The 14,426-nt window shown below is 68.7% G+C and carries 14 protein-coding genes; 5 read left to right on the forward strand and 9 right to left on the reverse strand.

Annotated features, from left to right (window positions below; translation table 11 throughout):
- The first annotated feature begins 172 nt into the window (after positions 1 to 172).
- The 3 genes from dgcB to OXS31_RS01035 all read left to right on the forward strand — a co-directional run bounded on the left by dgcB (position 173) and on the right by OXS31_RS01035 (position 4,416).
- On the forward strand, positions 173 to 2,164 hold the full coding sequence (gene dgcB, locus OXS31_RS01025; protein WP_108582255.1) for a dimethylglycine demethylation protein DgcB: 1,992 nt from the start codon (positions 173 to 175) through the stop codon (positions 2,162 to 2,164).
- A 217-nt stretch (positions 2,165 to 2,381) separates the two neighbouring features.
- A complete protein-coding gene (locus OXS31_RS01030; protein WP_267397228.1) occupies positions 2,382 to 3,626 on the forward strand; it encodes an electron transfer flavoprotein subunit alpha/FixB family protein in 1,245 nt (414 codons plus the stop codon).
- Between the two features lie 16 nt (positions 3,627 to 3,642).
- The gene (locus OXS31_RS01035) at positions 3,643 to 4,416 is read left to right on the forward strand and encodes an electron transfer flavoprotein subunit beta (protein WP_169742421.1); all 774 of its coding nucleotides are present in this window, start codon (positions 3,643 to 3,645) and stop codon (positions 4,414 to 4,416) included.
- Positions 4,417 to 4,866: 450 nt separating this feature from the next.
- Here OXS31_RS01035 and polA read toward each other — a convergent pair whose 3' ends face one another.
- Entirely contained in the window at positions 4,867 to 7,614 is a 2,748-nt protein-coding gene (gene polA, locus OXS31_RS01040) for a DNA polymerase I (protein WP_267397230.1), read from the reverse strand.
- Between the two features lie 111 nt (positions 7,615 to 7,725).
- On the opposite strand from polA, the gene OXS31_RS01045 reads away from it, so the two are divergent.
- The gene (locus OXS31_RS01045) at positions 7,726 to 8,016 is read left to right on the forward strand and encodes a DUF2782 domain-containing protein (protein ID WP_027597317.1); all 291 of its coding nucleotides are present in this window, start codon (positions 7,726 to 7,728) and stop codon (positions 8,014 to 8,016) included.
- A gap of 62 nt (positions 8,017 to 8,078) precedes the next feature.
- Positions 8,079 to 9,032 (forward strand): homoserine kinase, encoded by a 954-nt coding sequence (locus OXS31_RS01050; protein ID WP_144945364.1) that lies wholly within the window; start codon positions 8,079 to 8,081, stop codon positions 9,030 to 9,032.
- Between the two features lie 32 nt (positions 9,033 to 9,064).
- On the opposite strand, the gene OXS31_RS01055 is transcribed toward OXS31_RS01050, so the two are convergent.
- From OXS31_RS01055 to OXS31_RS01090, 8 genes are all read right to left on the reverse strand, one after another.
- Positions 9,065 to 9,397: a hypothetical protein gene (locus tag OXS31_RS01055; RefSeq protein WP_267397238.1), complete on the reverse strand. Its 333-nt coding sequence runs from the start codon at positions 9,395 to 9,397 to the stop codon at positions 9,065 to 9,067.
- Entirely contained in the window at positions 9,394 to 10,314 is a 921-nt protein-coding gene (locus tag OXS31_RS01060) for a hypothetical protein (RefSeq protein WP_223855395.1), read from the reverse strand. The genes OXS31_RS01055 and OXS31_RS01060 overlap by 4 nt, the downstream gene beginning before the upstream one ends.
- A 23-nt stretch (positions 10,315 to 10,337) precedes the next feature.
- A complete protein-coding gene (locus OXS31_RS01065) occupies positions 10,338 to 10,784 on the reverse strand; it encodes a curli fiber surface-exposed nucleator CsgB (RefSeq protein ID WP_144954597.1) in 447 nt (148 codons plus the stop codon).
- 108 nt (positions 10,785 to 10,892) lie between these two features.
- The gene (locus tag OXS31_RS01070) at positions 10,893 to 11,732 is read right to left on the reverse strand and encodes a CsgG/HfaB family protein (RefSeq protein ID WP_017641598.1); all 840 of its coding nucleotides are present in this window, start codon (positions 11,730 to 11,732) and stop codon (positions 10,893 to 10,895) included.
- Positions 11,733 to 11,747: 15 nt separating this feature from the next.
- The gene (locus tag OXS31_RS01075) at positions 11,748 to 12,155 is read right to left on the reverse strand and encodes a curli assembly protein CsgF (protein WP_027597322.1); all 408 of its coding nucleotides are present in this window, start codon (positions 12,153 to 12,155) and stop codon (positions 11,748 to 11,750) included.
- The gene (gene csgE, locus OXS31_RS01080) at positions 12,152 to 12,535 is read right to left on the reverse strand and encodes a curli production assembly/transport protein CsgE (RefSeq protein WP_027597323.1); all 384 of its coding nucleotides are present in this window, start codon (positions 12,533 to 12,535) and stop codon (positions 12,152 to 12,154) included. Before csgE ends, OXS31_RS01075 begins: the two co-directional genes overlap by 4 nt.
- The gene (locus tag OXS31_RS01085) at positions 12,532 to 13,158 is read right to left on the reverse strand and encodes a LuxR C-terminal-related transcriptional regulator (protein ID WP_027597324.1); all 627 of its coding nucleotides are present in this window, start codon (positions 13,156 to 13,158) and stop codon (positions 12,532 to 12,534) included. Before OXS31_RS01085 ends, csgE begins: the two co-directional genes overlap by 4 nt.
- Before the next feature lie 221 nt (positions 13,159 to 13,379).
- Entirely contained in the window at positions 13,380 to 14,390 is a 1,011-nt protein-coding gene (locus OXS31_RS01090) for an SIS domain-containing protein (protein ID WP_223855485.1), read from the reverse strand.
- Positions 14,391 to 14,426: the final 36 nt, after the last annotated feature.

Consider the following 14,426-nt stretch of genomic DNA (forward strand, 5'->3'; position numbering starts at 1 on the left):
TGAGGGTTCGCAACGTCCGGTCGGCACGGACAGCCTCCTCTCCCTGAGGGAGAGGGCGGGGGTGAGGGGCCCAGCTGACGCCTTGGCGTCAAAGCGGGCTCTCCATCTCGGCTTTCTCCCCAGGGAGAGGAGGTGATCCGCCGCCACCCGAGGTCCCGTAGGGAGACCCGCAATGCTCAGTACCATCCTCCCCATCCTGCTCTTCGCCGCCCTGGCCCTCACCGTGATCGGTGCCGTGCGCCGCTTCAGTCTCTGGCGACAGGGGCGTCCGGCCGAGGTCGACTGGCTGGGCGGGCTGCTGAAGATGCCGCGGCGCTACCTGGTAGATCTGCACCACGTGGTCGACCGCGACAAGTACATCTCCAAGACCCACGTGGCCACCGCCGGCGGCTTCGTCCTGGCGGCGCTCTTGGCCATCCTGGTGCATGGCTTCGGCCTGCACAGCCGCATCCTCGGCTGGGCGCTGCTGGCGGCCACCGCCTGCATGTTCACCGGCGCCCTGTTCGTCGCCAAGCGCCGCCGCAATCCGCCGGCGCGGCTGTCCAAGGGCCCCTGGATGCGCCTGCCGAAGAGTCTGCTGGCCTTTGCCGCGAGCTTCTTCATCGCCACCCTGCCGGTCGCCGGCATCCTGCCGCCGGACTTCGGCGGCTGGCTGCTGGCCGCGGTGCTGGCGGTGGGCGTGGCCTGGGGCGTGTCCGAACTGTTCCTCGGCATGACCTGGGGCGGTCCCATCAAGCACGCCTTCGCCGGTGCCCTGCACCTGGCCTGGCACCGTCGCGCCGAGCGCTTCAGCACCCCGCACAACGCCAGCGCCGCCCGCTCCAGCGGTCTCAAGGCGCTGGACCTGCACGATCCCAAGGCGCCGCTGGGGGTGGAAAAACCCGCCGACTTCACCTGGAACCAGCTGCTCGGCTTCGACGCCTGCGTCCAGTGCGGTCGCTGCGAAGCCATGTGCCCGGCCTTCGCCGCCGGCCAGCCGCTCAATCCCAAGAAGTTGATCCAGGACATGGTCGTCGGCCTCAAGGGCGGCAGCGATGCCCGCTACTTCGGCTCGCCCTATCCCGGCAAGCCGGTCGGCGAGCACGCCGGCGGTCCGCACCTGCCGATCGTGGCGCGCCAGGGCAAGGCCCTGGTGGATGCCGAGACCCTCTGGTCCTGCACCACCTGCCGCGCCTGCGTCGAGGAATGCCCGATGATGATCGAGCACGTCGATGCCATCGTCGACATGCGCCGGCACCTGACCCTGGAACGCGGCGAGACGCCGAACAAGGGCGCCGAGGTGCTGGAAAACCTCATCGCCACCGACAACCCCGGCGGCTTCGCCCCCGGTGGCCGCCTGAACTGGGCCGCCGACCTGGACCTGCCGCTGATGAAGGACAAGGGCCAGGCCGAGGTGCTGTTCTGGGTCGGCGACGGTGCCTTCGACATGCGCAACCAGCGCACCTTGCGCGCCTTCGTCAAGGTGCTCAAGGCAGCCAAGGTGGACTTCGCCGTGCTCGGGCTGGAAGAGCGCGACAGCGGCGACGTGGCCCGTCGCCTGGGCGACGAGGCGACCTTCCAGCAACTGGCCAGACGCAACATCGAGACCCTGGGCAAGTATCGCTTCCAGACCATCGTCTCCTGCGATCCGCACAGCTTCCATGTGCTCAAGAACGAATACGGCGCCCTGGGCGGCAACTACCAGGTGCAGCACCACAGCACCTTCATCGAGACCCTGCTCAGCCGCGGCACCCTGCACCTCGGGCAGCACGCCCTGGCCGAGCAGGGCGCCACCATCACCTATCACGATCCCTGCTATCTGGGCCGCTACAACGGCGAGTACGAGGCGCCGCGCGCGGTGCTCAAGGCGCTGGGCATCGCGGTCAAGGAGATGGAACGTTCCGGCTTCCGTTCGCGCTGCTGCGGCGGTGGCGGTGGCGCCCCCATCACCGACATCCCCGGCAAGCAGCGGATCCCCGACATGCGCATGGCCGACATCAAGGAAACCGGCGCCGAGCTGGTGGCCGTGGGCTGCCCCCAGTGCACCCTGATGCTGGAAGGCGTGGTCGCCCCGCGTCCGGAGATCAAGGACATCGCCGAACTGGTGGCCGAGGCCATCGTCGAGGCGCCGGTGGACAGCAAGCCTGCGGCTGCGCGGCGGCCGGTGGCGGAGGCGCTGTCGTGAGTGGGTTTGGTAGCCCCCTCACCCTGGCCCTCTCCCCGAGGGGAGAGGGGATGGCTACCGGTGTCCGGCCAGTTCTGGCGTTCGCCTGTAGCACCGGGAAAAGCCATCTGGCAGGCCTGCCGCTTTTTTCTTTTACCCCCGCTCCCCTCAGGGGAGAGGGCTGGGGTGAGGGGCCCACCGCGCACCTCACCGGCCATTTCCAAACGGAGCGCCCAGCATGAGCATCATCCGTCGCGATCCGCGCCGCGAGTGGATCGCGCGCAACCGTCTGCATCCGCTGCACGCCAGTATCGCCAGTATCGCCAGCAGCGCCGAGGCCGAAGTCCGCTGGATGGGCCCCAATGGCCTGGTCCGCAAGAATCCCCATGCCGCGGCGGCCGGTTTCGTCGGCCCCCAGGGCGTCAAGCGGATCGATCGCAGCGGCGCCCAGCAGGGCGGCGGCCGCCGTGGCGCCGCTCAGGCGGTGGAAGAACAGCTGCCGCTGCACCGGATCGCCGAACCGGCCTTCCACATCGCCGTGGTTCCGGACCTGGTCAGCGGTCGCCTGACCGCCCATGACCGCGACCTGCTGGGCCTGGCCCGGCAACTGGCCGGCGCCGAGGGCGCCGTGCTGGCGGTGGTCTTCGGCGAGGTCAAGGAAACCGCCTTCGATACCGCCGGCGTGGATCGCCTGCTGCATCTGGACGGCGAGCAATTCCAGGGCTATGCCCCCGAGCAGCGGGTGCTGGCGCTGCGCGCGGTAGACAATGAACTGCAGCCGCGTCACTGGCTGCTGCCCGACAGCCGCAGCGGTGGCGGCGAACTGGGTCGGCGCCTGGGCGCGGCCCTGCACGAGCGCCCTGCGACCCGCGTCTGGCAGGTCAAGGACGGTCTGGCCACCGGCCGCGCCGGTGCCGGTCGCCAGGATCTGCAGCAGCCGCTGCCGCGCCTGGTGCTGGCCCTGCCGGAGTGCGCGGAGCCGGTCGGCGAGACCCGTCACGAGGTCCTGCCGGTCACCCTCGGCGGCAACATCGCCCGCCACCTGCCACGCATCGAGGACCTCGGCCCAGTGGCGGTCGATCCCATGCAGATTCCCCTGGGCGAAGCGGAATTCATCCTCTCCGGCGGCAACGGTATCCGCGACTGGAGTCTGTTCCACAGCACCGCCGCCATCCTCGGTGCCACCGAAGGCGCCTCGCGGGTGGCGGTGGACGACGGCCATATGCCGCGCAATCGTCAGGTTGGTGCGACCGGGACCTGGGTCACCGCCCGGGTCTATCTGGCCGTGGGCATCTCCGGCGCCGTGCAGCATCTGCAGGGCATCGCCAGTTGCGACAAGGTCATCGCCATCAATACCAATCCGGGTTGCGACATGGTCAAGCGCGCCGATCTTTCGGTGATCGGCAATGGTGACGCCATCCTGGCCGCCCTGGCGCGGCTGGTCGAACAACAGCGGGCAGGGGAGTTGCAGGATGTCGCCTGAGCAGAAGCTGCCGTCGCTGGACGGCGTCAAGGTCGTGGCCCTGGTCTCCGTTGGCGCCCACCCCACCTCCGGGCGGGCCCGGCGGGCGGAACAGGATGCCCGCGCGGTAGAACTCGGCCTGCGCCTGGTGGGCGACAAGCTGCGCGTGCTGCACGCCGGCGATCCCGCCGAAGAGGCCCTGCGCGGCTATCTGGGCATGGGCGTGCCGGCCCTGCACGTACTGGAACAACCGCCAGGCGCCGATGCCCTGCCAGCCCTCGGCGATACCCTGCGCGACGTTGGCGCCGGCCTGGTGCTGACCGGCAGCCAGGCGGAAACCGGCGAGGGCTCGGGCCTGCTGCCCTATCTGCTGGCCGAGACCCTTGGCTGGCCGCTGGTGGTCGGCCTCGCCGCGGTGGAAGTCGTGGAAGGTGGCCAGGCGACCGTACTCCAGGCCCTGCCGCGTGGTCAGCGCCGTCGGCTGCGGGTACGGCTGCCCTTCGTCGCCAGCGTCGACAGCGCCGCCCCGGCGCCGCGACAAAGCGCCTTTGGCCCGGCCCGGCGGGGCGAGTTGCAGGTGGAGACCACCGAGATCGTGCAGGACAGTCTGTTCGACAGCGGCGAATTGCAGCCCGCCAAGGCCCGCCCCAAGCGCCTCAAGGTGATCAAGGCCAAGACCGCCGCCGACCGCTTCAAGGCCGCCACGGCCAAGGCTTCCGGCGACGGCGGCCAGGTCCTCAAGGACCTGACCCCGGAAGCGGCCGCGGCCGCCATCTTCAAGGTATTGCGCGAGGAAGGGGTAGTACGCTGAAGTTGTAACCCCCTCTCCCTCAGGGAGAGGGCCGGGGTGAGGGCACCCTTGGCACCTGAGCCTCAAGTGGAAAAGGCTGCGCCGCTTTCCACGCTACGGTGCCACGGTGTCGAAGCCACGCTCCAAACCGCCCCCTCTCCTCTTGGGAGAGGGCTGGGGTGAGGGCGCCCTTGGCACCTGAGTTTCAGGTGGAAAAGGCTACGCCGTTTTCCACGCTACAGAGCCACGGTGTCGAGGCCGCGCTCCGAATCACCCCCTCTCCCTCTGGGAGAGGGCTGGGGTGAGGGGAGGCGCGGCACCCAGGCCTCAGATGGAAATGGCTGTTCCGTTTCCAAGCTACGGTGTCTGAATCGCGGCCATGGGCCGCTCCTACAGTGAGATCTAAACCTGTAGGAGCGGCCGCATCGGCGGACCGCCATGGCCGCGATCAAACCCAGGCAGGCGCATCTATCAGTGCGCCTCATCCCAATTACCACCCACCCCCGACTCCACCAGCAGCGGCACGTCCAGCTCGCCGGCGCCGCTCATCAGCGGCAGCAGGCCTTCGCGCAGTTGCTCCACTTGGTCCTCGCGCACCTCCAGCACCAGTTCGTCGTGCACCTGCAGGATCACCCGGGCATCCAGCTCCGTGGTCGATTGCAGCCAGCCGTCCACGGCGATCATGGCGCGCTTGATGATGTCCGCCGCGGTGCCCTGCATGGGCGCGTTGATCGCCGCCCGTTCGGCCGCGCGACGCAGGCCCTGGTTCTTGGAGTGGATGTCCGGCAGGTACAGCCGGCGGCCATAGAGGGTCTCCACGTAGCCCTGGTCCACCACCTGGGCGCGGGTGCGCTCCATGTAGGCCAGCACGCCCGGATAGCGCTGGAAATAGCGATCGATGTAGGCCTGGGCCTCGGCGCGGCCGACGCCGATCTGCTTGGCCAGGCCGAAGGCGCTCATGCCGTAGATCAGGCCGAAGTTGATGGCCTTGGCGCGGCGACGGTCCTCGTTGCTGACCTCTTCCAGGGGCACGCCCATCACCTCGGCGGCGGTGGCGCGGTGCACGTCCAGATCGTTCTGGAAGGCGTGCAGCAGGCCTTCGTCCTGGGCCAGGTGGGCCATGATGCGCAATTCGATCTGCGAATAGTCCGCCGCCAGCAGGCGATAGCCCTGGGGCGCGACGAAGGCCTGGCGGATGCGCCGGCCCTCGGCGGTGCGGATCGGAATGTTCTGCAGATTCGGGTCGCTGGACGACAGCCGGCCGGTCGCCGTCACCGCCTGGTGGTAGCTGGTGTGGATGCGCCCGGTGCGCGGATTGATCTGCTGCGGCAGCTTGTCGGTGTAGGTGCTCTTGAGCTTGCTCATCTGCCGGTACTGCATCAGCACCTTGGGCAGCGGGAAGTCCTGGTCGGCCAGTTCCTGCAGCACCGCCTCGGCGGTGGAGGGCTGGCCGGAGGCGGTCTTGCTGACTACCGGCAGGCCCAGCTTGACGAAGAGGATCTCGCCCAGCTGCTTGGGCGACCCCAGGTTGAATTCCTGGCCGGCCAGCTCATAGGCCTCCTTTTCCAGGGCGATCATCTTCTCGCCCAGCTCGCGGCTCTGCACCCCGAGCAGCGCCGAATCCACCAGGGCGCCGTTGCGCTCGATGCGCGCCAGCGCCGGCACCAGCGGCATCTCGATGTCGCGCAGCACCGCGGCCAGGCCTGGCACGGCCTCCAGCCTGGGCCAGAGGGTCTCGTGCAGGCGCAGGGTGACGTCGGCATCCTCGGCGGCATAGGGCCCGGCCTGCTCGATGGCGATCTGGTCGAAGGTCAGCTGCTTGGCGCCCTTGCCGGCGATGTCCTCGAAACGGATGGTGCTGTGGCCCAGGTACTTGAGCGCCAGGCTGTCCATGTCGTGACGGGTGCCGGTGGCGTCCAGCACATAGGATTCGAGCATGGTGTCGAAGGCGATGCCCTGGATCGTGATGCCGTAGCGGGTCAGCACATTGAGGTCGTACTTGCCGTGCTGCATGACCTTGAGCTTGGCCGGGTCTTCCAGCAGCGGCTTGAGCGCCGCCAATACCGGCTCCAGACCGAGCTGGGTCGGCGCGCCCATGTAGCTGTGGGCCAGGGGCGCATAGGCGGCCTGGCCCGGCGCCACGGCGAAGGACAGGCCCACCAGCTCGGCGCGCTGGGCATCGATGCTGGTGGTCTCGGTGTCGAAGGCGAAGCAGTCGGCGGCCTGCAGCCGCGCCAGCCAGGCGTCGAAGTCGGCCTGCTCCAGCACGGTGTCATAATGGGTTTCCACCTGGGTGGTGGCGGCATCCTCGGCCAGCGGCAGGGGCGCGCCCTGGCGCTTGGTGTCGCGGATCAGCTCATCCAGCCAGGACTTGAATTCCAGCTCCTGGTAGAGCGCCATCAGGGCTTCCACATGGGGCTCGCCGACGGTGAGCTCCTCGAAGGTGAGGTCCAGCGGCACGTCCAGCTTGATGGTCGCCAGCTGGTAGGACAGATAGGCCTGCTCGCGATGCTGGTCCAGCTTGGCGGCCAGCGACTTGGCGCCTCGCAGGGGCAGGGCGGCCACCGCGTCGAGGTTGGCGTAGAGGGTATCCAGGCCACCGCCGATGCCATTGAGCAGTCCGGCGGCGGTCTTCTCGCCCACCCCGGGCACCCCGGGGATGTTGTCGATCTTGTCGCCCATCAGCGCCAGGTAGTCGATGATCAGCTCCGGACCCACGCCGAACTTGGTCCTGACCCCTTCCACGTCCAGCACGCTGCCGCTCATGGTGTTGACCAGGGTGACGTAGGGGCAGACTAGCTGGGCCATGTCCTTGTCGCCGGTGGAGATCACCACCGGGCGCTCGGCGCTGGCGCAGTGGCGGGCGAGGGTGCCGATGACGTCATCGGCTTCCACCCCTTCGACGGCCAGCAGCGGCAGGCCCAGGGCACGGATGCAGGCGTGCAGCGGCTCGACCTGGCCGCGCAGGTCATCGGGCATGGCCGGTCGCTGGGCCTTGTAGTCGGCGAAGAGTTCGTCGCGGAAGGTCGGGCCCTTGGCGTCGAAGACCACCGCGAAGAGGCTGTCCGGATACTGGCGGCGCAGCGAGAGCAACATGTTGAGCACGCCCTTCACCGCGCCGGTCGGCTTGCCGGTGGAGGTCATCAGCGGCGGCAGGGCGTGGAAGGCGCGATAGAGATAGGAGGAACCGTCCACCAGGACGAGAGGGGCGTGGCTCATGGTCTAGACCTTTGTCGTGGCGTGTGCGGCGTCTGTCCGGCCAGTCTCGACGACTGCAAGGCCGGGTTCTAGAATCGACCACTCGCTCCGTTCAAAAGGTCAAAGGTTACCATGGGTGCTCGTCGCTTCCTCTTCGCCGCGTTGCTGCTGGCGCCGCTGGTCCAGGCCGCGGAACCGCTGCCACCGGGCGAAAAGCCCCTGCCTGACGAGATCAAGGTGATCCGCTATCAGGCCGGCGACCAGACCATCGAGGAGACGCGCATCCGCGGCGTGCTGCAGTCCACCCGGGTCATCCCCAAGCATGGTGCGCCCTACGAACTGGTGCCCGCCGATGGCAGCAGCACCGCCGCCAACGACAAGCCGACCCTGCACGTCCCCAGCTGGCGCCTGTTCAGCTGGTAGGCGCAAGGCGCCTGGACCGGTAAACTGCGCGCCGCTCGCACATTCCTCCGCCAGGCCCCGTCATGTCCGTTTTCACGCCCCTCGATCGTCCCACCCTCGAAGCCTTTCTCGCGCCCTATGGCCTGGGCCGGCTGCGGGATTTCCGGGGCATCGCCGAGGGCTCGGAAAACACCAACTACTTCATCAGCCTGGAAGGCGGCGAATTCGTCCTGACCCTGGTGGAGCGCGGCCCGGTGGCGGAGATGCCGTTCTTCATCGAACTGCTCGACGTCCTCCACGACGCCGACCTGCCGGTGCCCTATGCGGTGCGCACCCAGGATGGCCAGGCCCTGCGCGAACTGGCCGGCAAGCCGGCGCTGCTGCAACCGCGCCTGGCCGGTCGCCACGAGCGTGTGCCCAATCCCCATCACTGCAGCGAAGTCGGCCACCTGCTGGGCCATCTGCACCGAGCTACTGCGGGTGAAAAACGCATCGAACGCGCCAGTGATCGCGGCCTGGCCTGGATGCTGACCGAAGGCGAGCGCTTGGCGCCGACCCTGGACGCGACCGCCCGGCCATTGCTGGAGCGCACCCTGGCGGAGATCCGCGAGTTGCTGAGCGAGCAGCCGCCGCTGCCCGAGGCCAATCTGCACGGCGACCTGTTCCGCGACAACGTGATGTTCGACGGCCCCCGGCTGTCGGGCGTCATCGACTTCTACAACGCCAGTTCCGGCTGGATGCTCTATGACCTCGCCATCACGGTGAACGACTGGTGCTCCACCGAGAGCGGCGCGCTGGACCTGCCACGCGCCCGGGCGCTGCTGGCGGCCTATGCCGCCGACCGCCACTTCACGCCGCGCGAAGCCGAATTGTGGCCGGTGCTGCTGCGGGTCGCCTGCGTACGCTTCTGGCTGTCACGCCTGATCGCTGCCCAGGCCTTTGCCGGTCAAGACGTGCTGATCCATGATCCGGCCGAATTCCAGCAGCGCCTGGCGGCGCGGCAGCAGACCCCGCTGGAATTGCCGCTGACCCTGTAGCCCGGGGTTCCACGTGAAACCTCTGTGCCGAGCTACAGCTGCAGGCGTCGCTCGATGGCGGGCTGCGCCTGGCCCTGCCGCTGCCAACTAAGCCTGGCCTCGATCAGGCTGCCTGGCGCCGCGCCCAGGCGCGTGATCACCGGGCAGCCGTCACCTCTGGCCTCGCCGGCCTGGCGCGTGCGGGCGACGCCCCCCGGGCCGTGCAATTCGACGATGAGTTCGTAGCGCAGGGGCGTGTCTTCGCCGGCGAAGCACAGCTCCACCTGAGCGCCCGCCGGTTGCGGCTGCAGCTCCAGACGGGCGCTGGCCGCGGCGCCGCCCGCCAGGGGCAGGAGGGCCGCGATTAGCCAGGCGACGGGTTTCACCGCTGGTTGATGGTGGCGCTGTTGCCGAAGCCGCTCTGCGAGATCTGCGCGCTGTCGTTGAAGCCGTTGAAGTTGGCCGAGGTCTGCAGGATGCTCGCGCGGTTGCTGTCGCCGACCTGGCTGACGCTGGCCGTGCTGATGGCACTGGTGACGTCGAGACGCGCTTCGTTGCCGTTGCCGGTCTGGACGATGCTGGTCTGGTTGCTGTCACCCTGGACCGTGACGCTGGCCAGGTTGTCGTCGCCGGTGGAGCTGCCGCTGAAGCGATTGCCGCGACCGGCCTGGTTGACGTTCAGGGTGTTGCGATTGCCGTCCTGGGTAAAGCTCAGTTCGTTGAACTTGCCGGAGGAGAGCACCGTGGCGACGTTGGCCTGGCCGCGCTGGGTCAGCTCCACGGTGTCGACCGAGTAGCCCTGCTGGGTCAGGTCGATGCGGTTGTCGGTGCCGGTCTGACTGAGGGTGGCCGTCACGGCATCGCCGCTCTGGTCGACCCGCACCTGGTTGTTGTCGCCATTCTGCTCCAGGGTCAGCTGGGCGCTGGAGGCGGACTGGACCAGGGCGCCGCTGTTGCTGCCTACGGAGGTGATGCTGGCCTGGTTGCCGAAGCCGTCCTGGGCCAGGGTATGGACGTTGCTGCCGCCTTCCTGGCGCAGGTTCGCCACGTTGCCCTGGGCGTAGCCGTAGACATCGCCGCCCTGGGTGATGGTGGCGCTGCTGGCGCCGGTCTGGACCACGCTGATCGTGTTGCCTTCGCCCTGCAGCTGATAGAGCGACGCGCTGTTGCCGGGGCCGCTCTGGTCCAGGGTGATGGTGCCGCTGTTGCCATCCTGCTGGACGGTGGCGGTGCTGTTCTGGGCGAGGGCGTTGGCCGCCACGAGGGCCAGCGTCAGGGCGGCCAGGGGCCTGAGTAGAAACATCTGTCTGATCTCCATGAGTGCCATCAGCGGTACTGACGTACCACCGTGTTCTGGTTGCTTCCGTACTGGACGATGCGGCTGGACAGGCCCGAGCCGTGCTGTTCGATGCGGGCGTTGCCCTGGACGCCGAGTTGCAGGATGTCGGCCTGGTTGCCGCTGCCGACCTGCTCGATGCGCGCGACGTTGCCGTAGCCGCCCTGGAGGATGACCGCGCTCAGTTCCGTGCCATCCTGCAGGATGCGGGCTTCCTGGGCGGCGCCGCTCTGGGCGATCTGGGCGCGCAGCGCGGTGCCACGCTGGTCGATGAGCGCCTGGTTGCCTACGCCGACCTGGCGGATGGCGGCTTCGCGCCCGGCTGCGGGCGCCTGCCCCAGGTCGCCGGTCTCCATGAGATCGGCGGCCGACGCCAGGGCGTCCAGGCCGAGTACCAGGGCAAGGACCACGATCAGGCCACGGGTTGGGCTGCGCATCTCTGTCACCATCGTTGCCTTGGATTCTCCGCCTGGCATTGTCCGGAGCCGCCTGGCCCATCGCTATCGCTCCAGGGAGCGAATCCCGCGGGGCTGGCGGCTTAATCCCTAGCGCCGGGTCGGCTCCAGGTACTTGGTCAGCGCCGGATCCCGCGGATCGCGACCGTCGGCCACCAGCCACAGCCGCCGCTCCACGCCCTGGGCGACCAGATGGGCGACCGCCGCCTCGATGGCCGAGAGCACGCACAGCTGCGCCGGCTCATTGGTGGTGTAGCCGGACTCGGCTTCGAGCAGCTTCTTGAATTCGATGAACTTGAAGACCCCGGCCTGGCGGCCGATGGAATAGATGGTCTTGGAGGTCATCACATTGGCCAGCACCCGGCCGCTGCGGGTGTCGATGGCGCGCAGATTGACCGTCACCTGATCCACCCGGTACTCCTCGGACAGGCCGATGCCCAGATAGCGCGCCCCTTCGCCGCCGCTGCGCACGTTGGTGTCGTAGGCCACCACGCCGCCTTCCAGCAGCAGGTTGGCCGCCTGCAGCGAGGGCAGCGCCTGCTGCAGATTTTCCGGCAGGTCCGGCTTGTTCTGGGTGGCGCGGATGATCTTGCGCTCGGTCAGCAGGTTCTGCAGGCCCTCGCGTTCGAGCACCACGAACCAGCCGCTGGCCTGCAGGGCGTCCACCAGCATGCTGCCGGCGCCCTGGGTGACGGCGGTGGAAAAGGAACTGGCCGGATTGGGCTTGTATTGCCCGGTCTGGTCGCGGAAGCCGTAGACGGCGGCCACCAGCGGGCCCTTGGGCGGCGGCAGCGCCAGCAGGTCGTAGTAGGTGGAGGCACGCGGCGTCAGGGTCGGCGCGGCGTTCTGTTCGGCGGGCATGGGATCGCGCACGCAGCCGGTCAGGACGAGGGCGGCGGTCAGGGCCGCCGCCAGGGAAAAGGCGTTCATGGCAGGCATCCGTGCTCAGGGTTGGTTGAAGCCGTTGACGGAGATTTCCGAAATCTCCCCGGTACCGCGATCGGTGATCTGCACGGTCAGGTTGCCGGAGTCGTCGACGATGTTGACGATGAACTGGTCGGTGGAGAGGGTGCCCGAGTTGCCGTCCTTGATGTCGGTCAGCACCTGGGACAGCAGCCGCGATTCCAGCTGGCTGGTGAAGCGCTCGAGGGGCGACTGGCTGCTGGCGCTGCTGCGCAGATCGGGATCCTTGTGGCGGTCCTGGGCGGTGGCGTTGTTCAGCAGGTAGGTGCCGTTGAGCGGATTGCCGCCAAAGGACGGATTCACCGGCGTATAGACCAGTTCGGTCGCCATGGCCGGGGCGACGCCCAGGGTGCAGAGCAGGGGCAGGGCCTTCCAGGCGTGCGCGTTCATAACTCGTCCTTTTCCATGTCGAAAGTGTCCTGCAGCAGATTTTCCAGGCGGCGTCGGGTGATGCCCTCGTGGACCTGGTCCGCCGCGGCGTAGGCGGCATCCTTGAGTTCGCTGTTGTTGGGCGGAATGAACTGGCGATAGAGCAGCCGCTGTTCGTACTCGACCCAGACCAGGCTGCCCCAGCGCGCCGAGGGCCGTTCGCGCACCACCAGGTTGAAATCCAGGTCGGTGGTGTCGGTGAGGCGGTCGGCGAAATGGCGATAGAAGTCGTGGCCGAAGCGGGAGATGGTGTTGTCCACCAGCAGTCCCTGGATCAGCTCGCCCTCGGCCCGCAGCGGTCCGGCCAGCAGCAGGCCGAACAGCAGCCAGACCGCCTTCATCCCGGCAGGTCCTGCCCGGCATGGAAGCGCAGCGCCGCCTCGGCGCGATTGGCCGCGCCGGTCTTGCGCAGCAGGTTGTGCATGTGGCTCTTGACCGTGTGGGTGCTCAGGCACAGCGTCTCGCCGATGGCGGCATTGGAGAGCCCGCGACCGACCAGCCGGAGGATCTCCCGCTCGCGGCGGGTCAGGCCGTCGGCGGCGATGCTCGGGCGCTCGCGGGAGCGGCGCAGCAGGTGGGCCAGGATGGCGCGGGGCAGCCAGTCCTCGCCGGCCAGCAGGGCGCCCAGTCCCTGCAGCAGCTGGTCGCGACTGGCCTGGGGGGCGAACACGCCCTGGATGGCGGGAAAGCGTTCGACCCAGGGCAGCGCCTGTTCGACGCTGGCATTGAGAAAGGCCACCGTGACCGCCGGCGTCAGGCCTTCCAGCCAGCGCTCCAGCGCCGGCTCGGGCACGCTGCCGAGATCGACCAGCACCAGGCCGGCGTCGCCGGCTGCGTCCAGCTCGCGGGCGCAACTCAGCTCGATGCCGTGGCGTTCTTCCAGAAAGGGTTTGAGCAGTTCTGCCAGGAGGACGTTTCCTGTCGTCAGGCAGACCTTGCTCGCAGGTATCGCGCGCATGTCCATATGGGCTGTCTCATCATCCGTTGCGCGAACGCTGAGACAAATCGCCGGGAGCGACAAGAAAAAATTGACCGATTTCCAGCGACTTAACGGCTCTGTGGACCGCTTGGCAGATTACCCGTCGACCAGCCGGCGGCAGCTAGCTCCAAAGACTTAGCTCTCCGGATTGAGGCGCGAAAACAGGCGCGCCGGATGCCGGAGCGCCTGGGCCGAGGATCGTCGCCTCAGCGGGTGAGGGTGACCTTGCGCAGGTGGCGCGGCTGGTCCGGGTCCTGGCCCCGGGCCTCGGCCAGCAAGGCGGCCATGCGATAGAAGCTCTGGATCGCCAGCAGGCCGTCCAGGTCCGGATGGCCGGCGACGGCGAGGGGCAGGTCACGCTCGGCCACCTCGTCCGGCGCGGCCAGCAGCACCCGGGCGCCACGTCCGCGCAGGTCCCGCGCCAGGTGCAGCAGACCGGCCTGCTCGGGCCCGCGCAGGGCGAAGATCAGCAGCGGATAGCCGCGCTCCACCAGCGCCAGGGGGCCGTGCTGCAATTCGGCGCCGCTGAAGGCCTCGCCCTGCAGCGCCGAGGTCTCCTTGAGCTTGAGCGCGGCCTCCTGGGCGATGGCGAATCCCGGCCCGCGGCCGACCACCATGCAGCGCTCGGCGTCGCGCAATACCGGCAGTGCCGGCGCCCAGCTCAGTTCGGCTGCGCGATCCAGCGCTTCGGGCAAGGCCGCGCCGGCAGCCAGCAGGGTCTCGTCCTGCTGCCAGTGGGCGATCAGCCGGGCCGCGGCGGCCAGGGTGGCGATAAAACTCTTGGTGGCGGCGACGCTCTGTTCGGGTCCGGCCTGCACGCCGATGGCGTGGCGGCAGGCCAGGGCCAAGGGCGAATCGATCTCGTTGACCAGGGCCGCGGTGCGGGCGCCGTAGCGATCCAGGGCGGACAGCGTCTCGATCAGATCGGGACTGCGCCCGGATTGGGAAAAGCCCAGGGCGAGCTGGCCTTCGACGCGCAGCGGCGCCTGGCGCAGGGTCACCAGCGAAGGCGGCAGCGACAGCACCGGCAGTCCCAGGTGGGCCATGGCCAGGTAGGCGAAATAGCTGGCCGCATGGTCCGAACTGCCGCGCGCCACGGTCAGCGCCAACTGCGGCGGGTGGGCCCTGAGGTCGTCGGCCAGCGCCGCCAGGGCCTGGTCGATGGTCGCCAGTTGGCGAGCGACCGCCGCGCCGCTGGCGGCGGCTTCTGCGAGCATGAGCGAGGTCAAGAGGGTCTCCTTGCGCGAACGCCT

Source organism: Pseudomonas sp. GM_Psu_1 (assembly GCF_026544185.1).
Lineage (GTDB): Bacteria > Pseudomonadota > Gammaproteobacteria > Pseudomonadales > Pseudomonadaceae > Chryseomonas > Chryseomonas oryzihabitans.